We start from the raw sequence: 25881 nt of genomic DNA on the forward strand, positions 1-25881 counted from the left end.
CATTGATAAAGTGTGCAGATGAATATAGCTCTTTAACAATTAGGAACAAGCTGAAAAGAAACGAGTTCTCGGATATTAAGGCATGTTATATGGCATAGCTAAGATATTTGAGGAAAGCGAAACCGAGACAACTAAGAGTTGTAAGGTTAAGAAATTAAGCGTACACGGTGGATGCCTAGGCAATCAGAGGCGATGAAGGACGTGTTAATCTGCGAAAAGCGACGGTAAGCTGATAAAAAGCGCAATAGCCGTTGATGTCCGAATGGGGAAACCCAGTACAATAATGTACTATCATTAACTGAATAAAATAGGTTAATGAGGCGAACCGGGAGAACTGAAACATCTAAGTACCCCGAGGAAAAGAAATCAACCGAGATTCCCAAAGTAGCGGCGAGCGAAATGGGAGGAGCCCAAAGCGGGTAGCATGATGAGCTAGTGGAACGGTCTGGAAAGTCCGGTGAAACAGGGTGATAGCCCCGTACACGAAAGCCATGATGTGGAAGCTTGAAGAGTAGGGCGGGACACGTGATATCCTGTCTGAAGAAGGGGGGACCATCCTCCAAGGCTAAATACTCCTGATTGACCGATAGTGAACCAGTACCGTGAGGGAAAGGCGAAAAGAACCCCGGCGAGGGGAGTGAAATAGAACCTGAAACCGTGTACGTACAAATAGTGGGAGCATGTACCGTTAGGTATGTGTGACTGCGTACCTTTTGTATAATGGGTCAGCGACTTATATTCTGTAGCGAGGTTAACCGAATAGGGGAGCCGAAGGGAAACCGAGTATTAACTGTGCGTTAAGTTGCAGGGTATAGACCCGAAACCCGGTGATCTAGCCATGGGCAGGTTGAAGGTTGGTTAACACTAACTGGAGGACCGAACCGACTAATGTTGAAAAATTAGCGGATGACCTGTGGCTGGGGGTGAAAGGCCAATCAAACCGGGAGATAGCTGGTTCTCCCCGAAAGCTATTTAGGTAGCGCCTCATGTATTGTCATTGGGGGTAGAGCACTGTTTCGGCTAGGGGGTCATCCCGACTTACCAACCCGATGCAAACTCCGAATACCGATGAACAGAGCATGGGAGACACACGGCGGGTGCTAACGTCCGTCGTGAAGAGGGAAACAACCCAGACCGCCAGCTAAGGTCCCAAAGTCATAGTTAAGTGGGAAACGAAGTGGGAAGGCTTAGACAGCTAGGATGTTGGCTTAGAAGCAGCCATCATTTAAAGAAAGCGTAATAGCTCACTAGTCGAGTCGGCCTGCGCGGAAGATGTAACGGGGCTAAAACTATGCACCGAAGCTGCGGCAATGCACGAAAGTGTATTGGGTAGGGGAGCGTTCTGTAAGCCTGCGAAGGTGAACTGAGAGGTTTGCTGGAGGTATCAGAAGTGCGAATGCTGACATAAGTAACGATAAAGCGGGTGAAAAGCCCGCTCGCCGGAAGACCAAGGGTTCCTGTCCAACGTTAATCGGGGCAGGGTGAGTCGACCCCTAAGGTGAGGCCGAAAGGCGTAGCTGATGGGAAACGGGTTAATATTCCCGTACTATATATGACTGCGATGGGGGGACGGAGAAGGCTAGGTTTACCACCTATTGGATGGTGGGTTAAGCATGTAGGCGTGTGATTAGGCAAATCCGGTCACTGAAACGCTGAGGTGTGATGACGATGCACTAAGGTGCAGAAGTAATTGATGCCCTGCTTCCAGGAAAAGCCTCTAAGCTTCAGGTCATATGTAATCGTACCCGAAACCGACACAGGTGGTCAGGTAGAGAATACTAAGGCGCTTGAGAGAACTCGGGTGAAGGAACTAGGCAAAATGGTGCCGTAACTTCGGGAGAAGGCACGCTGATGGTAATTGAAGTCCCGCGCGGATGGAGGTGAAATCAGTCGAAGATACCAGCTGGCTGCAACTGTTTAATAAAAACACAGCACTCTGCAAACACGAAAGTGGACGTATAGGGTGTGACGCCTGCCCGGTGCTGGAAGGTTAATTGATGGGGTTAGCAGAAATGCGAAGCTCTTGATCGAAGCCCCAGTAAACGGCGGCCGTAACTATAACGGTCCTAAGGTAGCGAAATTCCTTGTCGGGTAAGTTCCGACCTGCACGAATGGCGTAATGATGGCCAGGCTGTCTCCACCCGAGACTCAGTGAAATTGAATTCGCCGTGAAGATGCGGTGTACCCGTGGCAAGACGGAAAGACCCCGTGAACCTTTACTATAGCTTGACAGTGAACATTGAGCCTTAATGTGTAGGATAGGTGGGAGGCATAGAAGTGTGGACGCCAGTCTGCATGGAGCCGACCTTGAAATACCACCCTTTAATGTTTGATGTTCTAACGTAGGTCCCTGAACGGGATTGCGGACACTGTCTGGTGGGTAGTTTGACTGGGGCGGTCTCCTCCCAAAGAGTAACGGAGGAGCACGAAGGTTAGCTAATCCTGGTCGGACATCAGGAGGTTAGTGCAATGGCATAAGCTAGCTTGACTGCGAGAGCGACGGTTCGAGCAGGTACGAAAGTAGGTCATAGTGATCCGGTGGTTCTGAATGGAAGGGCCATCGCTCAACGGATAAAAGGTACTCCGGGGATAACAGGCTGATACCGCCCAAGAGTTCATATCGACGGCGGTGTTTGGCACCTCGATGTCGGCTCATCACATCCTGGGGCTGAAGTAGGTCCCAAGGGTACGGCTGTTCGCCGTTTAAAGTGGTACGCGAGCTGGGTTTAGAACGTCGTGAGACAGTTCGGTCCCTATCTGCCATGGGCGCAGGAGAATTGACGGGGTTTGCTTCTAGTACGAGAGGACCGAAGTGAACGCACCGCTGGTGTTCGGGTTGTGATGCCAATCGCATTGCCCGGTAGCTAAGTGCGGAATAGATAAGCGCTGAAAGCATCTAAGCGCGAAACTAGCCCGGAGATGAGTTCTCCCATGACGAGAGTCAGTAAGGTCCGTTCGAGACTAGGACGTAGATAGGTTGGATGTGTAAGTGCAGTGATGCATTGAGCTAACCAATACTAATGAGCCGAGGTCTTAACCTTACAACTCTGAGTTGTTTTGGAATCGCGAAAACAGTTTGTTCTTGATTGAAGAGAAACAGGATATGTCTGGCGGCATTAGCGCGGTGGTCCCACCTGACCCCATGCCGAACTCAGAAGTGAAACGCCGTAGCGCCGATGGTAGTGTGGGGACACCCCATGTGAGAGTAGGACACCGCCAGACTTTTATTTTTATCTATTTATTTTTGTAAGTAAATAGATAGTGTATGAAATAATACACATGCATACCTAATACGGTGGAGCGGTAGTTCAGTTGGTTAGAATACCTGCCTGTCACGCAGGGGGTCGCGGGTTCGAGCCCCGTCCGTTCCGCCACTTTCTTTCTTTTCATTAATCAAATAAATAAAAATAATTATCTTTTTCAGATATCAATTTAACTATAACATTTATTTGAAGAATACTTTTTTTATATTAAATCATTCTAATTAATAAAATATCTAACAATTATAAAATAACTTTAGAATAACTGACGTATTATAAAGTAATAGCCTATCTTGAATATAGACATAAGTATTTTTTATTACTGAGTTGATTATATTGATCTCATTATTCTTATATAGAAATTTACCATTTTTAGCATGTATATATTTGAATGAATTTTTCTCTCATCCGTTTTGTTTGTTAACTGTATTGGTTTCAATCACTAATATTACGATAATAATAGCTGCTATGACTAACATCTTGATCTAATACTTGTGATTGGCCAATATCTATTTTTTATGGGTTAGTGTTTTTTTTAAGCAAACACTTTCATTTTAGACGAACTTTTACAAAAAATTGTTTACAAAAAATAATGGGATGTTATACTGCGCGCACTGTTTAGGGAATAGTGAATTAATTTATTCCATTAGAGAAAACAGTGTGTTATTGAATAGTAACTATCTTAAAAGAAAATTGAAATAGATTTCCTTTTTTCATATTTAGGGGCGTAGTTCAATTGGTAGAGCACCGGTCTCCAAAACCGGGTGTTGGGAGTTCGAGCCTCTCCGCCCCTGCCATCTTCGTAATTATCATATCTGTTCTAAAAATAATCAATCGATGCAGTTATTTGCAATTATTTAATAAATATTATTTACAGATTGTATGGCTTAATTATAATTCCCGCCAAAATAATAGTATTTATATTAAATAAGGCAAAAATATGAGTGAAAGTTTTATTTCTAAACAACGTTTTTTTGATAATAAAAAATATCCACGTGGATTTTCGCGCCACGGCGATTTCACGATTAAAGAAGCGCAATTATTAGAAAAATATGGTCATGCGTTTTCCGAACTAGATTCAGGGAAACGTCAGCCTGTCACTGATGAAGAACAACGTTTTGTTGATGTATGTCATGGTAATCAATTACCAGCTACTGATAAAGAAAAAGTCTGGGTAAAATATATGGGTTGTATTAATAAACCTAAACGTTTTCATACGCTATCTGGTGGTAAACCACAACTTGACCCAGGTGAAGATTTTTCTGATATTGATGATTAATAGACTGTTACTTAACAACTATTTTTGTGCAGATGTAACAATAGTCGATCCATTGAGCGATAGCTAAGCGCTTCTGCTAGATGTTGTCGTTCAATGTGTTCTTTATCAGCTAAATCAGCAATTGTCCTTGATACTTTTAATATACGATGCCAAGCTCTTGCTGATAAGCCTAGTTTATTGAGTGCATTTTCCAGAAATTCGGCGTTGTCTTTGCTTAAACAGCAATATTTGCTAATATCCTTATTATTAAAATCGCTATTAATTTTTCCTCTTTCCTGTAATTGTTTATTTCGAGTCTTAATCACACGTAATTTTACGGTTTCTGTTGATTCACCGATTATGCTTTTTTGGCTTAATAAACCTTTAGGGAGTAATGGGACTTCGATAGAGAGATCAAACCTATCTAAAAAAGGTCCAGATAAACGATTCAAGTAACGTAAAACTTGTTGCGGGTTAGTTCTGTTGTGAATGCCTTGGTAATGACCCGTTGGACTTGGATTCATAGCTGCGACAAGTTGTACTTTAGCTGGAAACGTGACTTTACCATTTGCTCGAGATATAACAATTTTTCCTGATTCTAATGGTTCACGTAATGCATCTAATACTTTTCGATTAAATTCAGGTAATTCATCAAGAAAAAGAATACCATTATGTGCTAAAGAAATTTCTCCTGGCTTGGGAATGTTTCCTCCACCAACTAATGCTGCAATTGAAGCACTATGATGAGGTGAGCGAAAAGGTCTAATTTGCCAATTAGAAGAGGACAAAACGCCATTAACTAAACTATTAATTGCTGCAATTTCTAGTGCTTCACTTTCAGACAATAAGGGCAAAAGACTATTTAAGCGCGTTGCTAGCATTGTTTTACCTGTACCTGGTGGACCAATTAATAGTAGATTATGTCCACCTGCCGCGGCAATTTCTAGTACACGTTTGGCATGTTCCTGGCCAATAATATCTTGTAGGTCATCGTCTTTCTCTTTTATATACGGCTGGATTGTGTAATTAGCCGATGAATGTAATTTATTTTGTCCTTGTAAATAATCACAAATATCTGTCAATGATGTTGCCAATTTATGGGCGTTTTGTTTTATTAAGGCGATATCGGCAATATTATCATAACCTGTTATCAGATCGCGATTGGCTTTTTGGGCTGCCAGAGCAGCAGGGATAATCCCTTTAATCGCTTTTATCGCCCCTGATAAAGCCAATTCACCTAGAAATTCATACTGTAGTAATCGGTCTGATGGGATTTGTTTTGTTGCCGCAAGTATGGCTATGGCGATAGGTAAATCAAAACGGCTACCTTCTTTTGGGAGATCTGCCGGCGATAAATTAATAGTGATACGTTTTGCGGGAAAGGTGAAACCACTATTGATTAATGCACTACGAACTCTATCCTTTGCTTCTTTAACGCTGGTTTCTGGTAAGCCAACAAGCGTAAAACCAGGAAGCCCATTACTTATATGTATTTCTACTTGTATTAATGGGGCTTGTATACCAATTGACCCTCTCGTATAAATGGTTGCTAAAGACATAATAGGATTATAAGTAAATGAAATATGGCTAGAGTTTATATTGAATTAACGATGTTGTTTTCTTATAAGCTATTTTCTTAGAGCTTTCTTCCAAAAAATTGTTATTTTTTCTAATATGAACCGTGTAGCGTGATAAATCATTTTGTAAAGGGTAAGATTCAATACAATACCCAAAATTATATTGAATCTATTATTTATTAGCCTATAAATTATTAATTATTGGCGACGTATCATTAGCGTTATAACAAAGATTAAGGTACTTGTTACGACTACGGATGGACCGGTTGGCGTATTGTAATAAATCGAAAAGAGTAATCCACCATTTATCGCTAGCATTCCAAATAGTATTGCTAACATTGCCATTTTTTCTGGTGTTTTAGCATAATATTTGGCTGTAGCTGCTGGAATAATAAGTAACGCGGTAATAATCAATGCGCCAACAAACTTCATCGCTAAACCAATAGTGATAGCAAGTAATAAGGTCAGTATCATTTTTGTTGTTTTTATATTAATACCATCGACAAAGGCTAACTCTTCACTTATTGTGATAAAAAGAAACGATCGCCACTGATACAATAAAATAGTGCTAATCAAAATCACACCTATAAAGATGTGTATTACATCTTGATAAGTAATGGATAATAGATCGCCAAATAAATAACCCATCAAATCAATGCGAATATTATCCATTAAACTAATCACGACAAGCCCTAGTGATAACGCACTGTGAGCTAAAATCCCCAATAATGTATCAACAGGAAGTTGTTTTTTGGATTCTAGCCAATTTAACCCAATGGCGAATAGTATGATTAATAGCAGTACGGCATAGAAAGGTGTGGTATGAAATAAAAAACTAAAGGCTACACCAAGTAATGAGGCGTGTGATAGCGTATCACCAAAATAGGACATTCTACGCCAAATGACAAAAGATCCCAAGGGGCCACTTACTATGGTAATCAGCATGCCAGCCAACCAACTAGGCAACATTAATTCAATCATGTTTATGATCCATATTATTTAATACTATATTATCATGAAAAGGGTGTTCATGATTATGATGATGCTTATATAACGCTAATTGATTAGTACCTACTTGACCAAAAAGCGAGATAAACTCAGGATGATTAGCCACATTTTCAGGCGATCCCGAACAACAAATATGGTGATTTAAGCAGAGAACGTGGTCGGTTTTTGCCATTACTAAATGTAAATCATGGGAAACCATAATAATGCCACAATTAAAGTGGTGGCGAGCTTGCTCTATCAGGTCATATAATACTAATTGCCCTTTAACATCTACTCCTTGTGTTGGTTCATCCAAAACTAATAATTGTGGTTCTTTTTGTAGCGCTTGTGCTAGTAATACACGTTGCATTTCACCACCAGAAAGTTGCTGCATAGATTTATTAAGTAATCGTTCAGCATTAACGCGTGTTAGTTGTTTAATAATTTCTTTATCTTGGGCTGGTCGGTATAGTTGCATAAATCGTTTAACTGTTATCGGTAAGGTAGGATTAATGCTGATTTTTTGAGGGACATAACCAATTGATAAATTAGGTGCATGCGTGATGGTACCTGTAGTTGGCGACAATAGCCCCAATATTACCCGAATTAATGTTGATTTACCTGCCCCATTAGGTCCCAATATTGTCATGATTTCTCCCGACCTAAGTCTAAGCGAGATATCATGCAATACCCGATGTTGATTAAATTCGACAGATACATGCTCAAGTGAAACTAACAGTGTCACAGTATAAATTCTCTTGAAATTAAGTATTGTTATATTATAACATAACAATTTTTTCGCGACTATGATTATTGGGATTAAGAATGGAGATTTATGCAATTATGAAACAAGCAAAGAGCAAATTACAGAAATTAATCACCTTATTATTTTCATTTATAGGGCTTATTTTTATCGCTTTTAATACTCATGCAGCAGTATTAACATCGATAAAACCCATTGCATTTATCACTAAGGCAATTGCCGATAATGTTACGGAAACTGAAGTCTTACTACCTGATGGTGTCTCACCGCATACTTATGCTTTAAAACCACGAGATGTTCAAAATATTAAGTCAGCGGAATTAATGATTTGGATCAGTCAAGATATGGAAACGTTTCTACCAAATATACTAAGAAATATTGATGCGAATAAACAAATTGAATTAAGCCAATTACCGGCAATTAACGCTTTACTCTATAGAAATGAAACCTATCATGACCATGACCATGACCATGACCATGACCATGACCATGACCATGACCATGACCATGACCATGGGAATATTGATTATCACATTTGGTTATCTCCAACTATAGCAAAAAAAATTGCAATCGCTATTCATGATAAATTGCTTCAATATTACCCTGAAAAGCAAGTTATATTAGATAAAAATTTAAATGATTTTATTTTTACACTGACAAACTTTGAACAAGTTATTGCAAAAAATCTAATAAACGTAGAAAATAGACGCTATTTTGTTTTTCATGACGCATATGGCTATTTTGAGCGTCAATTTGGTCTAAAAAATTTGGGATCCTTTACCATTAATCCCGATATTCAGCCAGGGGCTCAAAAAGCTTACCATATTCGGCAGCAATTAGTGAATAATAACGCGTTTTGCATATTTAAAGAACCACAGTTCAATCCTGCAATTATTGATAAAGTTATTGCAGATACACAAGTTCACGTAGGAACACTTGATCCATTAGGAATGGGAATTCCATTAACCAAAGATGCATATTTTATGTTTTTAACTAACTTAAGCGAACAGTATCAATCATGCTTAAGTAGCAACTAATGATTATAGGTATTAATGAGTGCAACATATTGATCCATCGAAAAATAAGACGGAAAAATCGAAAATCCCTTACTATTCGATATTCGGTGTTATTTTTTTAGTTTTTCTTTTTGTTTTCTTATGGAAGCCGCTTAATTCAGCAAGAGTAGCTTATATTCCATTAAATAAAACGATGGAGAAACAAGGTAAAGAAGCTAAATTACCTGCGGTAATAGGTAACGCCTCGGTTGAAATTATTCAAGATCAACCTAATTTAACAGATGCAGAATCTATTGATCAGCCTATTCCTGAAGATGAGGTAGTAAAAGATGAGCTTGATGAAGCGTTTGAAAGTAAAGATAGTGGCCCTACCTACTATACGATAGCCAAAGGTGACACGTTAACAGGTATTTTATCTCAAGCAGGTGTCAATCGGAATGATGTTTATCAATTGACGAAGCAATTTAAACAATTGGCTAATTTGCGTGTTGGTCAACAAATTAGCTGGGTTGTTGATGAAAATAAATCTTTACAAGTATTTAATTGGTACATTTCAGCGCGTGATACTATGGTCTATCAGCGCGAAGGGGATGCTTTTGCTCAATATACCGAAAAACGTGAAGGAAACTGGCAAGCATTTACGATTTCTGGTCAAATTGATAATAATTTTATTGCTGAAGCTCGTAATTCTGGTTTAACCTTGAATGAAATATTATCGATTACCAAAATTTTACAGTGGCAACTTGATTTTAGACGATTAAAGAAAGGTGATCGTTTTACCGTTTCTTTACTACGTGAAATGATTGGTAGCCGCCATAGTACCAGCCGTATACTTGGGGTTAGGATTCAAAATAATAGACGTGATTATTACGCTATCTTAGCGGATGATGGTAATTATTATGATGTTAATGGTATGGGGCTAGCGCGTAGTTTCTTACGCTACCCTTTGGCTAAGCAAGCCAAGATTTCCTCGTCCTTTAATCCGCGTCGTTTACATCCTGTGACTGGGCGAATTGCTCCTCATAATGGGGTTGATTTTGCTGTTTCACGAGGCACGCCAGTTCTGGCGACGGGGGATGGTGAAGTGGTTATTGCTAAATCAAGTGGATCTGCAGGGAACTTTATTACGATTCGACATGGACGCCAATATACCACTCGATATATGCATTTAGATAAAATTCTAGTGCGGCAAGGACAACGAGTTAGAAAAGGTGATTTGATAGGTTTATCTGGGAATACTGGTCGCTCAACAGGACCACATTTACATTATGAATTGCGTATAGATAATAAACCTGTCAACCCAATGACATCATCGCTTCCGCAAGCTGAGGGATTAACAGGTAAATCGAAAAGTGCTTATCTAGAGTTAGTTAAAGGTATTAAACCAATACTTGCTTTTCCAAGCGAAATAAAAGCACCTATCGTGAATAATCAAAGTAACAATACTCTTTCTGCTGATTAAGGAGCAGTTTTGGTTAGGAAAACAACAAAGCCAGCAGGGCATATTCCCAAGTTTGAGCTGGCATTTTTATCGCCTCGTTATTGGGGAATATGGGGCGGTGTATTAATTTTAATTTTATTCGCATTATTGCCTGTCCGTTTACGGGATAAAATATTATCTCAATTAGGGCGATTAATCGGACGTCACGTAAAAAGTGCACGCGAACGAGCTAAAATTAATTTATTACACTGCTTTCCAGAAAAAAATGAAGAACAACGCGAACAAATTATTGATGATATGTTTGCCATCATTCTACCTATAACCGTGTTATTAGTTGATCTAGTGATTAAGAAAAGTCGCACGAAAATTAATTGGTTTGGGTTTGAACATATTGTGGACGCACATAAACATAACCGAAATGTGATTTTTATGGTGCCACATGGCTGGGCCATCGATATCCCTGCTATGCTACTAGCTAAAAAAGGGTATTCGATGTCAGGTATGTTCCATCATCAGAGCAATAAATTAGTGGATTGGTTATGGAATAAAGCAAGGATCCGGTTTGGTGGACAAATTCATGCTCGAGAAGAGGGGATTAAACCATTTATGCAAAGTATTCGCCATGGTCATTGGGGATTTTATCTACCGGATGAGGATCATGGTGTAGAACAGAGCGTATTTACCGAGTTTTTTGGGACCTATAAAGCCACTTTACCTATATTGGGACGATTAATGAAAGTTGGCCAAGCTCAGATTTTACCACTATTTCCTAGTTATGATTTAGAAAAGTCTGAACTGAACATCTATATTCACCCGCCAATGGATGATCTACCCGGCCAAAGTGATGAATATATTGCTCGACGTATGAATCAAGAGATTGAACGTTTCATTAAGCCCGATCCAAAACAATATGCATGGGTATTACGGTTTCTTAAAACGCGTAAATCAGATGATCCGCAGTTATACTAATTTTATATAAATCAATACGTTATTTTAACGTATTGATTTATATCTTATGCATATTATTTTTAAACGCTATTTAGTTTAAATAATAAGAAGGCTATTGGTTATGGTTATACCTCTAGATGAGATATGAGTTTTATAATATCATATTTCCCAACTCTGCTTGAGAATTACATTAATTTTTTAGCGTAATACAGGTCAATATGAGCAAGTAGGATAACTGGCTGATATGGTATTAAATAAAACATTACTCCTTGTGGCTCTTGATAAATCATCGACATGAATTTTTCTACATGTTTTTTCTGATTGTGTGCCTGTATCAGAGACATAATCACAATAAGTATGAAAACTCAAAATGTTACTGATTTTAGTTGAACGTAACATAGAGGGTTATACTCATGTTGCTATAAAAGATCAATATAACTTGATTGTTGATTATAAGTGAAGAGTAGTGTTATTTGGTCAGAGCCAATTGATTCAACTATTTATGACGGAATCATTGCGTGTTTAACAATAGGGTTACCATGTAATGGATTAACATAAATTTAATTATTATTTTGAGTTTGGATAAGCCCTAGAAGCTAAAGATTGACGTTCTGGATTGGTTGCTAGTGAATACTTGATCATATCATCGGTTTTAGTATATTTCCGTATCTCATATATTGGCACTATGTATGGGCATTATTTGTTGATTGACACGTATAATATAATATCAACTAAAAAGCGTAATCAATATGCTGATGGTAAAGTAGCGTCAAATAGCAAGCTATACCCCTAAAAGGGTATTATATGTTATGATGCGGGAAGCAAATTCGTTGAATCATCTTTAAACTAAGCCGTTATAAGTACCATATCACGATAATGGTTGTGTATAAGGCAACTAAAACATCGAATAATATTATCCCTAATATGCTTAGCTAAATCTTAAATTCAATCATATTTTATGAGTTAATAATAAAGATGAACTAAAATCATGAAAAAAGTAGTCACCAAGAAACGATTAAACAAGACATCAAAAAAAAGTAAAGCGGCGAAAGTAAGTTTTAAACGAAAACTTATCTATTTTCTCTTAAAAATTGCCTTAGTGATAATTACCGTTATTGCCATTTATGGTATCTATTTAGATCAAAAAATTAAAGAACGAATTGATGGTACGGTATGGGAATTGCCAGTTGCGGTATATGGGCAAATAGTCAATCTCGAGCCAGGTGAAAACTATAGCTTAGATAAGGTGGTATCTATTTTAAATGGAGCGCAATATCGACAAGTTAGCGTTGCCACCAGACCTGGGGAATTTGTCGTCAAAAATGAGAGTATAGAAATCTATCGGCGTCCATTTGCTTTCCCTGATGGTGAGGAGTCTTCATATCGAGTCAAGATTACCTTTAATCAACATCACATTGCCCGAATTTATAACTATGAGACAGGGCGAGATTTTGGGGTGTTTCGTATTGACCCTAAATTAATTACAATGATGCAATCGGTAAATGGTGAACAGCGTTTAGTGATTCCGCTACGTCAGTTTTCAGAAACATTAATTAGAACGTTGATTGAGACTGAAGATCGCCATTTTTATCAACATGATGGTATTAGTTTTTACTCTATCATGCGCGCTATCATAGCAAATTTAACTAAAGGACGTGCAATACAAGGTGGAAGTACCTTGACTCAACAGTTAGTCAAAAATTTATTTTTAACTAACGAACGTTCATTAAGTCGTAAATTACGTGAAGCTTATATGGCTTTGTTGCTGGAAATGCATTATAGCAAAGAACGGATTTTGGAACTCTATTTGAATGAAGTTTATCTTGGGCAAAGTGGGGATGAAGAAATCCACGGTTTTCCGCTAGCGAGTTTATATTATTTTGGACGACCCGTCGAAGAATTAACGCTTGATCAGCAAGCATTGTTGGTTGGTATTGTTAAAGGGGCCTCTTATTATAATCCTTGGACAAAACCAGAACGTGCAATTGAGCGACGCAATGTCGTATTAAGAATTTTAGAGCGTCGGCAAGTGATTGATAATGAACTATACACGATGCTAAGTCAACGTCCATTAGGCGTATTACCAAAAGGTGGCGTTATTACCCCACAACCCGCATTTATGCAGCTTGTTCGCCTTGAATTACGTGAAAAGTTTGGTGATAAAGCCGACCACATGTCTGGTATGAAGGTATTTACCACGTTTGATCCACAAGCACAAGAGGCAGCGGAAAAAGCAGTAACTGAACAGTTAGCAGTGCTCCGAAAAACAAAAAATAAACCTAAGCTTGAAGCCGCAATGATTGTGACGGATCGGCAAACTGGCGAAATAAAAGCAGTGATTGGGAGCTCACAACCCCAATACGCGGGTTTCAACCGCGTATTATTAGGACGGCGGCAGATAGGTTCATTAGCTAAGCCACCAACTTATTTGACCGCATTAAGTAATCCAGATCAATATCGGCTTAATACATGGCTTGATGATAAACCACTATCAATTCAATTGCCAGAAGGTCGTGTATGGCAGCCAAATAATTATGATCGTAAGTTTCGTGGTCGAGTCTTGCTTGTGGATGCTTTAGCGAATTCGCTCAATATTCCATCCATTAATTTAGGTGCGGCACTAGGTTTTGACCGTACGGCGAATACCTTAACGGCATTAGGTGTACCTAATACGGCGATTAAACCGCTATTATCTCGTTATATTGGGGCAATGGAATTAACGCCATTAGAAGTCGCACAAATGTATCAAGTTATCGGCAATATAGGTAAAAAATCCCCGTTAACCGTACTACGTTTTGTGATGAATGAAGATGGTAGTATGGCTTATCAAAGTTACCCTCAATCAAGACAAGTCGTCTCTGCACAAGCTGCTTATTTAACCTTATATACGATGCAACAGGTTGTCAATTATGGTTCTGGCCGAGCATTAACGCCTTTATATAGTCAATATCAGTTAGCGGGGAAAACGGGCACTACTAATGATTTAATTGATAGTTGGTATACTGGAATTGATGGTAAAAATGTGGCGGTAATATGGCTTGGACTTGATGATAATAAACCCATAAATCTTACGGGAGCAACTGGGGCATTAAGTGTATATCGTGATTATTTACGCTATAGTACACCTCAAATACTATCACCCGTAAGACCAGCTAATATTATCGATGCGGGGATAGGGAATAATGGTGAGTTACTATGCTCAGGGGATGGGGTAAGAACTTTACCAATATGGACTAATAATTTACAGGCGATTTGCCATGATTTACCCGACGTACCACAAGAATCACTATCAGATAAGTCATCTAATTGGCTAGAACGATTATTTAGCCGATAAGAGTTAATGTTTGACCAAAAATTGAGTAGAAAAGTTATGCCTGAATTACCTGAAGTAGAAACAAGCCGACGAGGCATTTTACCTTATTTAAAGGGACAAACGATTAATAATATTATTATCCGTCAGCCTAAATTACGTTGGCCAGTTCCTGATGAAATAATTCAATGTCAGACACAAACCATTATCGATATTAAGCGTCGAGCAAAATATTTACTACTTGAATTAGAACAAGGATGGATAGTGATTCATTTAGGCATGTCAGGACGTTTGCGAATTATCCAAGATAATAGACCAGCCGAAAAACATGATCATATTGATTTAGTCATGGATAATGGTGTGATCTTGCGTTATACCGATCCTCGGCGTTTTGGTGCTTGGTTATGGTGTCAATCACTTACTGAATTAGTTCAATTACAGCGATTAGGGCCAGAGCCACTACAAGATGAATTTAATGCAGACTATCTATACCTTCAAATAAAGCAGCGTAAAATGCCAGTGAAAAGTTGGATTATGGATAATGCGGTTGTCGTTGGGGTAGGTAACATTTATGCCAGTGAATCCTTATTTATAGCTAAAATTAATCCAAATCGATCAGTACAGACCTTAACCAAAAATGAATTAATTCGTTTAGTTGGGGCAATTAAACAAGTATTAGCGAAATCCATCGAACAAGGTGGCACGACATTAAAGGATTTTTTACAATCAGATGGTAAACCAGGTTATTTTGCTCAACAATTACATGTTTATGGGCGTGAAAACCAACCTTGTTTGGTGTGTGGTAACCTTATTTCTGCTAAAAAAATTGGCCAGCGTAATACCTTTTATTGTGAGATTTGCCAACAATAAACGGCTAGGTAAGGAAAGCAAAATAAGTGACAAAGACCGATTTCACTATGTTAATTCGCTATCCAACGTAGAGCGTTAATTAAATTTATGATACGTAGAATGGAGTGACGCGTTTGCCATATATGATAGCAACGCCTTTATGTTGTACTTATCAATTAAATTTTAGTCAAAAGTTGGTTATTTTTAAATGAAATAAAGAACGAAAATATTAACGATTAGGGAGTAGGTATTCGTTATTAATAGTTATTTAAATTAGCTATTAATAACGAATATAAGTGAATTAAGAGAGCTATACCATTATTGCGGCTACTAGCTTAATAAAATAAAGCATTATTGTTGAGATAGCTTTTTAATTATGCTCTCCGCTATATAATTTCCATATTTTGCATTTTTTCATCCTAAGCATAACTAATAACATTAACCTTATTCTTATATATTTTATATTTGTGATTCAAATCTGCATGCGTCTTGTCTATAATGATAAGTCTACTAATAAACCGTGTTATGACCTCAAAAGAGATTTTATATGGAATTTTTATGTGGTTCATCAGCGTTATCGGATTTTCGTATCAAGCAACTTTTAGTTCAATGTCAAAAATTAGATCTTCCTGTTACGGCATTATCAACTGAATTTGTCCATTTTTTTACTGTTTCCAGTAAGTTAACTCAGCAAGAAAGAGATACCTTACAACGTCTATTACATTACGGTGCTAGGTTGTTGGAAATCAATAAAGACGGACTGCAACTCATTGTCACGCCACGACTTGGGACATTATCATCTTGGTCATCTAAAGCGACTGAAATTGCTCATCATTGTGGATTAACAAAAATTAAGCGGATTGAGCGAGGGGTGGCTTATTATATTCAACAACGTAAACCATTTACGGAATCACAATTCAATCTATTTAAACAATTGATTCATGATCGGATGTTAGAACAAGTATTTACCGATTTTAATCAAGTTGCCGCGTTATTTTCCACACAAAATCCAACTTCTTTTAAAACTATAGATATTCTTAACCAAGGCAAGGTGGCATTAATCGCTGCAAATCAACAGCTAGGACTTGCTTTAACTACCGATGAAATCGACTATTTGGTTACCACCTTTCAACAATTAAACCGTAATCCCCATGACATTGAGCTTTATATGTTTGCTCAGGCTAATTCTGAACATTGCCGTCATAAAATTTTTAATGCTGATTGGGTTATTGATGGCGTAAAGCAACCCAAAACCCTCTTTAGCATGATTAAAAATACCTTTGAAAAAACGCCCGATTATGTCTCTTCTGCTTATAAAGATAATGCCGCAGTGATGGACGGCTCATGGATTGGGCGATTTTATCCTGATCCTAATAATCAACATTATGCTTTTCATCAGGAGTATGTCGATATCTTGATGAAAGTCGAAACACATAATCATCCTACGGCAATCTCTCCTTGGCCTGGGGCAGCAACGGGTAGTGGTGGTGAAATCCGCGATGAAGGAGCAACAGGACGAGGTGCAAAACCTAAAGCAGGATTGGTAGGGTTTTCGGTTTCTAATCTACGTATACCTGAATACCTACAACCTTGGGAGAAGGATTTTGGTAAACCTGATTGGATAGCAAGTGCATTAGATATCATGTTAGAGGCACCTTTAGGCAGTGCGGCTTATAACAATGAATTTGGACGTCCATCGTTACTGGGGTATTTCCGCACCTATGAACAACAAGTGACGGCTCACCATGGGCAAGAATTACGCGGTTATCATAAACCGATTATGCTTGCTGGTGGCTTAGGTAATATACGTCGCGATCATATCCAAAAAGAAGCATTTCCAGCAGGATCTAAATTAATTGTCTTAGGTGGACCAGCAATGAATATTGGTCTTGGCGGAGGGGCAGCCTCTTCTAGAGCCTCAGGACAAGCGAATACTACTCTTGATTTTGCGTCGGTACAACGCGATAATCCAGAGATGGAGCGACGATGCCAAGAAGTGATTGATCGGTGCTGGCAGCTGGGCGAACAAAATCCGATTCTATTTATTCATGATGTTGGTGCGGGTGGTTTATCTAATGCTATGCCTGAATTAGTGCATGATGGGGGTTGTGGTGGGCAGTTTGAGTTACGTGATATTTTAAGTGACGAACCGGGAATGAGTCCGTTGCAAATCTGGTGTAATGAATCGCAAGAACGTTATGTTTTAGCAATTGCGCCGCAAAGTCTAGACTTATTTGATCAAATTTGTCGCCGTGAACGTGCACCTTATACCGTAATCGGTGAAGCAACCACAACGCCTGTATTACGATTGCATGATAGACATTTTAACAATGATCCTATTGATTTACCGTTAAATATACTATTAGGAAAAACGCCTAAAATGCAGCGTCAAGTTTCGACACTGACCGTCCAAGGTGATGCGCTTGCTATTGACAATATCAACATTGATGACGCCGTACAGCGACTATTACGTTTACCCGCGGTGGCGGAGAAAACCTTTTTAATTACCATCGGTGATCGATCCGTTTCGGGGATGGTAGCTCGAGATCAAATGATCGGACCATGGCAAGTCCCAGTGGCGGATTGTGCGGTAACCTGTGCCAGTTTTGACAGTTATTATGGCGAGGCGATGGCGATCGGCGAACGTGCACCAGTTGCTTTACTCGATGTTGCTGCCTCAGCACGTTTAGCTGTTGGAGAAGCATTGACCAATATCGCCGCTACCGATATTGGCGATATTAAACGTATCAAACTTTCGGCTAATTGGATGGCAGCAGCAGATCATGATGGTGAAGAGGCAGGGCTTTATCAGGCAGTAAAAGCGATTGGTGAAGAACTTTGCCCCCAATTAGGTTTAGCTATTCCTGTGGGTAAAGACTCGATGTCGATGAAGACCGAATGGCAACAAAATGGGCAAACAGCAACCATGACCGCGCCGCTATCATTAGTGATTTCAGCCTTTGCTCGTGTTACTGATGTACGTAAAACGGTTACACCACAATTACGCGTAGAACAACCAAATCGCCTATTATTTATTGATTTAGGCAAAGGGCATGCTGCTTTAGGCGCAACGGCATTAGCACAAGTCTATCATAAACTGGGTCAGCAAGCGGCAGATGTCCGCGATGTTAAACAGTTAGCTAACTTTTTTAATGCAATTCAGCAGTTAGTTAAACAACAATGCCTAATTGCTTATCATGATCGATCGGATGGCGGTTTATTTGTTACTTTAGTTGAGATGGCTTTTGCTGGACATTGTGGATTAGATATTGATATTAGCGCTGTTCCACAACAGGCAATTGCAGCACTATTTAACGAAGAATTAGGGGCAGTGATTCAAGTTAATGAAACCAATTTAGCGATGGTACAGCAAATTTTAGCGCACTATGAATTGTCCGAGTGGGTTTATGATATAGGACAAGCCATTGAAGGAAACCAAATAACCATTGGTTGTTATGACACGGTAATCTATAGCGCAACAAGATCCATACTACGTAAATTATGGGCCGAAACGACATGGCAAATGCAACGACTGCGCGATAATCCAGCTTGTGCGGATGAAGAACATCAAGCTAAACAAAACGAACAGGATCCGGGACTAAATGTAAAGCTTACTTATGACCCAAATAATGACATTGCCGCACCTTATATTGCCAAAGGACACCATCCTAAAATTGCTATTTTACGTGAACAGGGTGTGAATTCACAATTAGAGATGGCCGCCGCTTTTTTCCGTGCTGGTTTTACAGCAGTTGATGTTCATATGAGTGATCTCTTAAACGGTCGTCAAACATTGAATGAGTTTAATGCACTGGCGGCTTGTGGGGGATTCTCGTATGGCGACGTCTTAGGTGCTGGCGAAGGTTGGGCAAAAACAATTTTATTTAATCAACACCTGAGCGATCAATTTCAGCAATTTTTTCAACGTCCAGATACCTTATCACTTGGCGTATGTAATGGGTGTCAAATGCTAGCTAATTTAAACACCTTAATCCCAGGTGCAGAATTATGGCCACGCTTTAAGCGTAATCGCTCAGAACGTTTTGAGGCACGTTTTAGTTTAGTGCAAATTCAGCGCAGCCCTTCATTATTACTGGCGGATATGGACGGATCACATATGCCAATTGCGGTATCACATGGTGAAGGAAAAGTAGAACTAAACGATCAGTATCACCTTACTCAGCTAGAACAAAGCGGATTAATTGCTGCCCGTTATATCGATCATTTTGGCCATGTGACAGAACACTATCCTGCTAACCCTAATGGCTCACCAAATGGTATTACCGCCTTAACCACTATCGATGGACGGATTACCATTATGATGCCTCACCCAGAAAGGGTATGTAGAACTGTCACTAACTCGTGGCACCCAGATCATTGGGGAGAAGAGGGACCATGGATGCGACTATTTCGTAATGCACGTAAAGCATTCGCATAAAATTCATTTATCTTTTTTGAGTGGAAAACAAGTTAAAAAATGACGATAACTGATTACTTATTAATCTTTATTGGTAAGTAATTAGTTTAATAAAAAATTAAGTAGTTATATAAATAATCATGTTGTTTATATAACTACTTGTTTTTATTGTGAATAATTTTAATTTTTTATATTTAATGCGCGTTGTTTCAATGCTTGCGCTGTCTGAGACGCTATTTCAGTCAAAAGTGATTCAGTTTGTTGCCAATTAATGCAGGCATCAGTGACAGAAACACCATAGCGTAATTGTTCTCTTGGTTGTTCTTGTGGTTGATTACCTTCGTTAATATTACTCTCAATCATTAGACCAATAATAGAGTGATTACCTGCAGTTATCTGATCTGCAACATTTTTTGCTACCAGCGGTTGACGTCGATAATCTTTATTTGAATTGGCATGACTACAATCTACCATTAAGATCGGGGTTAATCCCACTTTTTCCATCTGACGTTCACATTGTGCGACTGACTCCTCATCATAATTAGGGGTTTTACCGCCACGCAAAATAACATGTCCATATGGATTGCCTTCGGTTTGTAGAATACTGACTTGTCCTTGCTGATTAATACCAACAAAGCGGTGTGGATTCGATGAAGAATTCATCGCATTAATGGCGACATCCATACTACCGTCCGTACCATTTTTAAAACCAATTGGCATAGAAAGACCCGATGCCATTTCACGATGTGTTTGTGATTCCGTGGTTCGAGCACCAATAGCAGCCCAACTGATAAGATCACCTATATATTGTGGTGTATTAGGATCTAATGCTTCAGTCGCTAAAGGTAGCCCTAACTTTGCTAAATCCATAAGTAACTGTCTGGCAATATGTAAACCTTTTTCAATATCAAAAGAATTATCCATATTAGGATCATTAATTAATCCTTTCCAACCAACGGTTGTTCTTGGCTTTTCAAAATAAACCCGCATTACAATATACATTTGATCGCTTAATTGATCGGATAACGCTTTTAATTTCTGTGCATACTCTAAGGCTGCTATTGGGTCGTGAATTGAGCAAGGACCACATATAATTAATAAACGGGGATCGCGTCGTTCTAAAATATTAATAATCGTTTGTCGTGAATCAGCAATTTGTTTCTCAAGTGTCGCTGATAACGGTATATGCGCTTTTAAAGCTTCGGGCGTGATAAGCATTTGTTCCTCCCTGATACGAACATTATTAACAACATCTTTTTGCATATTAATATTCCTATTTTAAATTCTGGCTATAATTTTTGTAAATTACACGTTACATATAACATTTACCATGTAAACATAAAAATACTTTGATGTAAATATAAACAATGTTATTTATTTTATTAGGACATTAAAATGCCCAATATAAATTGAAAAATAATAAGTTAATCATTTTGGATGACTAAATGTGTGTGTAAAAAAAAATTTACAAGTTATACAGTTTTATTGAGCATAATACCTAAATTCCTGTCTATTGCATCATTATAGGCTTGAAATTGCCTCAACAACTAAATGTTCAGGGACACCCTCTTTAATTTCAGCGTGCCCTATACCGCTTGGCAAGACTAAACGTAATGCGCCTGATAGCACTTTCTTATCACGCAACATATGCGGTAAATAGTTGTCAATTGGCATGTGTTTAGGTCTGGTTACTGGGAGCTTGGCCTTGAGTAATAATTGTTGAATTCGTTTCACTTCCTGAAATGTCATCATGCCTAATAAGTAGGCGGTTTGTGAGGCCATTAATATACCAACGGATACCGCTTCGCCATGCAACCAATTGCCATACCCTAATTCGGTTTCAATGGCATGACCAAAAGTATGACCTAAATTGAGTAAAGCTCGAACATTTTGTTCATGTTCATCGGCGGCAACAATTTGCGCTTTGAGTTCACAGCAGCGATAAATACAATATGTCATTGCCGCTGGATCGAGTGCTAATAATCGATCCATATTGTTTTCAAGCCAAGTAAAAAATGAATGATCTAAAATAATCCCATATTTAATCACTTCAGCCAAACCAGCCGATAATTCACGTGAAGGCAGTGTGTTTAAACAATTAATATCAATGACGACTGCTTGTGGTTGATAAAAGGCGCCAATCATATTTTTACCCATAGGATGATTGATTCCGGTTTTCCCTCCCACAGAGGAATCGACTTGTGAAAGTAAAGTTGTTGGCACTTGCACAAATTTTATACCGCGTTGGTAACATGCCGCAGCAAAACCTGCCATATCACCAATCACTCCCCCACCTAATGCCATAATGATAGATTTGCGGGTATGATTTTTTTCTAATAATGCCGTAAAAATAGTTTCCCAAGTGGCTAAATTTTTATATTTTTCCCCATCGGGTAAGATGACATGATCCACCTGAACACCATTTTGGTTTAACATTTGAGTAATTTGCGCTAAATATAGCGGCGCCACGGTACTATTGGTGACGATGAGAACACGTTGCCCCGTTTGTAAATTAAATGGTGCGAATTGTGCAAATAATCCGCCGCCAATGGTAATTGAATAACTACGATCGGCTAATGTTACGATCAATTCTTTATTTATATCATCTGTCATCACCACCACCATCAATAAAATAAATTTTACTTATTGTTATAACTGACTGTAAGCAAACACTCAAGCTTTAAAATTGAATGATGACAAAAAAGTAGCTGGATATTAGATAATCATTTAAACTTACACTCTATTTTATTGGAGAGATAATTGAGTATTAAATAATGACACTGTCTGTGGTATTAGCCCAAAAAAATTGGTATGTTGGCGATATTGAAGGAAATACGGCCCGTATTATACAACTAATTAATAATAATCAACATCATGATTTAATTGTATTTTCTGAACTAGCTGTTTGTGGTTACCCGCCAGAAGATTTACTATTTCGTGATGATTTTCGTGAGCGTTGTGAAACGCAACTAGCGCATATTGCGCAAGCAAGCCAACATTGTGGGGTAATTATCGGGCATCCAACTTGGCAAGGAGAGGTCATTTATAATTCGCTCTCTTTTTTCTATCAAGGCCAGTGCATAGCGCGATATCACAAACAGCAATTACCTAACTATGATGTTTTCGATGAAAAACGCTATTTTACCGCAGGAAGACAACGTGGAATAGTAAATTTTAAGGGATATCGTTTGGGCTTATTGATTTGTGAAGATCTATGGCAAACTCAGCCAGTTGAACAGTTAGCCTCTGAAGATATTCAGATGTTAATCACGATTAATGCATCGCCTTATGATTACCAAAAAGCGCAACAACGGCAGCAATTAATTGCAAAAAGAGCAAAGCAATTACATGTACCTATCATTTATGTTAATCAGGTTGGTGGCCAAGATGAGCTAGTTTTTGATGGGCAATCTTTGGTTTGTGGTGCTGATGGGCAAGTTGTTTGTCGACTTGACGCTTTCAATGAATCATTAGCAGAAGTCAATTTTGACCAGCATTTAAAACCATTAATAAACGCCCCCTTACCAACGTTACCAGCGCCATTTGATTTGGCTCATATTTATCAGGCATTAGTATTAGCGGTAAAAGATTATGTCACCAAAAATGGTTTTCAGGGTGTGGTTCTGGGATTATCAGGCGGAATTGATTCAGCATTAACGTTAGCGATAGCTGTCGATGCATTAGGAAAAGATAAAGTACAAGCCGTGATGATGCCTTTTAAATATACGGCAGATATCAGCATTGCCGATGCGCAACAACAAGCCACATTATTGGGGGTTGAGTTTGATATTATTTCGATTGAACCTATGTTTGAAGCTTTTATGCAGCAGCTATCACCGCTATTTATAGGATCTCAACCTGATACGACAGAAGAGAATTTACAAGCGCGCTGTCGAGGTGTTGTTCTTATGGCGTTATCGAATAAACGTCATCGCTTAGTGTTAACGACGGGCAATAAGAGTGAAATGTCAGTTGGTTATGCAACACTTTATGGTGATATGGCGGGCGGATTTGATGTATTAAAAGATATCCCTAAAACATGGGTATTTGAACTTGCACGTTATCGTAATACGCGATCTTATGCTATTCCAGAGCGGGTTATCACTCGTCCACCATCAGCGGAATTAGCGCCAGAACAAAAAGATGAAGATAGCTTACCACCTTATCCGATATTAGATGCTATTTTACGAGGTTATATCGAGGAACAACTTTCTGTTAAGGCTTTGGTGTCACAGGGTTATGATGAACCAACTGTACGAAAAGTGATTAAATTAGTTGATATTAACGAATATAAGCGACGACAATCCGCAATAGGACCTAAAATTACGATGTGTAATTTTGGTAAAGGACGCCGTTATCCAATTACATCTGGATTTGGGCGAAAAAATTGGTCGTTATGATTACTGAATGATAGTTATTTAAACTGATAATGAATATAGTTGCATAAGCAAATGCTACTGAGGAACTCAATATGAAAAAAATCGAAGCCATTATTAAACCGTTTAAATTAGATGATATTCGCGAAGCTCTTGGTGAACAAGGGATTACGGGGATGACAGTAACGGAAGTAAAAGGATTTGGCCGACAAAAGGGCCATACCGAGTTGTACCGTGGCGCAGAATATATGGTTGATTTTTTACCTAAAGTTAAAATTGAAATTGTCTTAACCGATGATATGCTCGATATGTGTATTGAGACTATTATGAAGACCGCTCAAACAGGGAAAATAGGCGATGGAAAACTATTTGTTTATGATGTTGAGCAGGTTGTCCGGATTCGGACTGGCGAAATGGATGAGGCGGCTATTTAATTTCTTGATTTTGTTTCCGCCCTCTTTATTGCCATATCAACAGGTCAATATTTATTGACCTGTCACTTTATTTTTACTTTATAAATCTATTGATAACAATGCGTTATTCATGGATAGCAGTAATATTATCCTACCTAAATATAGCTAGAACTATTTATGTATATCGAAAACAAAAAACAATTTTGTTTTACATGTGTTTGTTAAAAAAACAGAAAAAACACCCTTTGGCTCACTATAAATCGCATGAACACGACTAAAGCAAATGATTGAAAATGAGTAAAAAACACAGCACAACATTTAGTGAAATCAAGGATATAGCGCTAACAGATCTTGTCGCGCGGGCTGGATATGACGAGGCTGAAGAAGAATGGACGTTGCATGAATTATTGCTGAAAGCGAGAGAAACGGCAAAACTATCTCAAACTTAGCTTGCAAAACGTTTAGATATTACCCCCTCAAACATAAATAGCATTGAACGTACTCCTCTTAATACAAACATAAAGACAATTTTTAAATATTTAAACGCGTATAATGCAAAAATAGATATGAATTTATCTACATTATAAATTTATAGTGCGGTTAACAGCGACAAATGAATAAAATGCCCAATTTTATTCATTTGGAGTTATATTATTTCGTATAAAAACCATTCACATCAATAGTTGTATTGCCTGTTCAATGGATTTCTACTCACTTACGGCTTTTCAGGGAACACAACATTTTCACGATTTACGTCAACTCTTGTTAGTAAAATTATTTCTAAACCACCTACGCAGTGGTTAATTGAAAACCATAACTAACTGATTTTATTAAAATAAAATACCAGAAGAATTAAATTTATATAACTAATCGTATAACTAAAAATTTTGCTACAAAAGTATACACAATAGACAGTTAAAAAAATATTTCTTGACTACGCACATAATTTAAGCACCAACAAACAGATTAACTCTATAAATTAACTATAGTCTGTTATTTATATAAACTAACAAAAATAGAGGGAAAGAGCATGACGAAAGCCGTAGCAGTATTAGGAAATGCTACCACTACAGGGGGATGCATTATACAAGCCTCAGCAATAAGTTTTGATGGGCAAAAAGGGATCGCGGTAGTCGGTGATCTGGTTCTATGCCCAGAGTGTGAAGAAGGTAAAGGCGTTATCGTCACTGGCGCAGATAATTTTATTTTAGACGGTAAAAAAGCGGCTTATGATGGCTGTGTTGTTGCCTGTGGCTGCCCGATTGG

Annotated in this window: 16 protein-coding genes, 2 tRNA genes, 2 rRNA genes and 1 pseudogene; 16 read left to right on the top strand and 5 right to left on the bottom strand. The window is 38.4% G+C overall.

Features of this window, described 5'->3' with window-relative positions:
• Positions 1-144: 144 nt before the first annotated feature.
• The 5 genes from O970_RS00635 to O970_RS00655 all read left to right on the top strand — a co-directional run bounded on the left by O970_RS00635 (position 145) and on the right by O970_RS00655 (position 4539).
• A 23S ribosomal RNA gene (locus tag O970_RS00635) occupies positions 145-3041 on the top strand.
• Positions 3042-3106: 65 nt separating this feature from the next.
• Positions 3107-3222: ribosomal RNA gene (gene rrf, locus O970_RS00640) — 5S ribosomal RNA — on the top strand.
• A 75-nt stretch (positions 3223-3297) separates the two neighbouring features.
• Positions 3298-3374: transfer RNA gene (locus tag O970_RS00645), tRNA-Asp, on the top strand.
• Positions 3375-3981: 607 nt separating this feature from the next.
• Positions 3982-4057: transfer RNA gene (locus O970_RS00650), tRNA-Trp, on the top strand.
• A gap of 143 nt (positions 4058-4200) precedes the next feature.
• Positions 4201-4539, top strand: a complete 339-nt coding sequence (locus O970_RS00655; RefSeq protein WP_024495264.1) for a MaoP family protein — start codon at positions 4201-4203, stop codon at positions 4537-4539.
• 11 nt (positions 4540-4550) lie between these two features.
• Here O970_RS00655 and O970_RS00660 read toward each other — a convergent pair whose 3' ends face one another.
• The 3 genes from O970_RS00660 to znuC form a co-directional block, all read right to left on the bottom strand.
• Positions 4551-6077, bottom strand: coding sequence for a YifB family Mg chelatase-like AAA ATPase (locus O970_RS00660; protein ID WP_024495265.1), 1527 nt, complete (start codon positions 6075-6077; stop codon positions 4551-4553).
• A gap of 216 nt (positions 6078-6293) precedes the next feature.
• On the bottom strand, positions 6294-7076 hold the full coding sequence (gene znuB / locus O970_RS00665) for a zinc ABC transporter permease subunit ZnuB (RefSeq protein ID WP_024495266.1): 783 nt from the start codon (positions 7074-7076) through the stop codon (positions 6294-6296).
• Positions 7069-7827, bottom strand: a complete 759-nt coding sequence (gene znuC / locus O970_RS00670) for a zinc ABC transporter ATP-binding protein ZnuC (RefSeq protein ID WP_024495267.1) — start codon at positions 7825-7827, stop codon at positions 7069-7071. Before znuC ends, znuB begins: the two co-directional genes overlap by 8 nt.
• Before the next feature lie 98 nt (positions 7828-7925).
• On the opposite strand from znuC, the gene znuA reads away from it, so the two are divergent.
• The 6 genes from znuA (at position 7926) to purL (ending at position 19847) form a co-directional block, all read left to right on the top strand.
• Positions 7926-8882 (top strand): zinc ABC transporter substrate-binding protein ZnuA, encoded by a 957-nt coding sequence (gene znuA, locus O970_RS00675; RefSeq protein ID WP_024495268.1) that lies wholly within the window; start codon positions 7926-7928, stop codon positions 8880-8882.
• 79 nt (positions 8883-8961) lie between these two features.
• Positions 8962-10323: a murein DD-endopeptidase MepM gene (mepM, locus tag O970_RS00680; protein WP_420885462.1), complete on the top strand. Its 1362-nt coding sequence runs from the start codon at positions 8962-8964 to the stop codon at positions 10321-10323.
• A 9-nt stretch (positions 10324-10332) separates the two neighbouring features.
• A complete protein-coding gene (gene lpxM, locus O970_RS00685) occupies positions 10333-11271 on the top strand; it encodes a lauroyl-Kdo(2)-lipid IV(A) myristoyltransferase (protein ID WP_036562116.1) in 939 nt (312 codons plus the stop codon).
• A gap of 967 nt (positions 11272-12238) precedes the next feature.
• Entirely contained in the window at positions 12239-14584 is a 2346-nt protein-coding gene (gene mrcB, locus O970_RS00690) for a bifunctional glycosyl transferase/transpeptidase (protein ID WP_024495270.1), read from the top strand.
• Positions 14585-14620: 36 nt separating this feature from the next.
• The gene (mutM, locus tag O970_RS00695; protein WP_024495271.1) at positions 14621-15430 is read left to right on the top strand and encodes a bifunctional DNA-formamidopyrimidine glycosylase/DNA-(apurinic or apyrimidinic site) lyase; all 810 of its coding nucleotides are present in this window, start codon (positions 14621-14623) and stop codon (positions 15428-15430) included.
• Positions 15431-15956: 526 nt separating this feature from the next.
• Entirely contained in the window at positions 15957-19847 is a 3891-nt protein-coding gene (gene purL / locus O970_RS00700; protein ID WP_024495272.1) for a phosphoribosylformylglycinamidine synthase, read from the top strand.
• A gap of 159 nt (positions 19848-20006) precedes the next feature.
• Here the strand turns inward: purL and O970_RS00705 are convergent, their stop codons facing one another.
• Both O970_RS00705 and aroB read right to left on the bottom strand, forming a co-directional pair.
• A complete protein-coding gene (locus O970_RS00705; RefSeq protein WP_024495273.1) occupies positions 20007-21089 on the bottom strand; it encodes a 3-deoxy-7-phosphoheptulonate synthase in 1083 nt (360 codons plus the stop codon).
• Positions 21090-21347: 258 nt separating this feature from the next.
• Positions 21348-22439 (bottom strand): 3-dehydroquinate synthase, encoded by a 1092-nt coding sequence (gene aroB, locus O970_RS00710; protein ID WP_024495274.1) that lies wholly within the window; start codon positions 22437-22439, stop codon positions 21348-21350.
• A gap of 161 nt (positions 22440-22600) precedes the next feature.
• Here aroB and O970_RS00715 point away from each other — a divergent pair, with 161 nt between their 5' ends.
• The 5 genes and pseudogenes from O970_RS00715 to O970_RS00725 all read left to right on the top strand — a co-directional run.
• Positions 22601-24226 carry an NAD+ synthase gene (locus tag O970_RS00715; protein ID WP_024495275.1) on the top strand — a complete coding sequence of 542 codons (1626 nt, stop codon included), beginning with the start codon at positions 22601-22603 and terminating at the stop codon, positions 24224-24226.
• A 71-nt stretch (positions 24227-24297) separates the two neighbouring features.
• Positions 24298-24636 carry a nitrogen regulatory protein P-II gene (glnB, locus tag O970_RS00720; protein ID WP_024495276.1) on the top strand — a complete coding sequence of 113 codons (339 nt, stop codon included), beginning with the start codon at positions 24298-24300 and terminating at the stop codon, positions 24634-24636.
• 272 nt (positions 24637-24908) lie between these two features.
• Complete coding sequence (locus O970_RS09790) at positions 24909-25064, top strand: hypothetical protein (protein ID WP_166667061.1); 156 nt, start codon at positions 24909-24911, stop codon at positions 25062-25064.
• A 12-nt stretch (positions 25065-25076) separates the two neighbouring features.
• Positions 25077-25202 (top strand): annotated as a pseudogene (locus O970_RS10230) (hypothetical protein); the annotation flags it as partial.
• A gap of 443 nt (positions 25203-25645) precedes the next feature.
• A partial coding sequence (locus O970_RS00725) for a PAAR domain-containing protein (protein WP_024495277.1) occupies positions 25646-25881 on the top strand: 236 nt, incomplete at its 3' end.

The organism is Candidatus Schmidhempelia bombi str. Bimp, from assembly GCF_000471645.3.
Lineage (GTDB): Bacteria > Pseudomonadota > Gammaproteobacteria > Enterobacterales > Orbaceae > Utexia > Utexia bombi.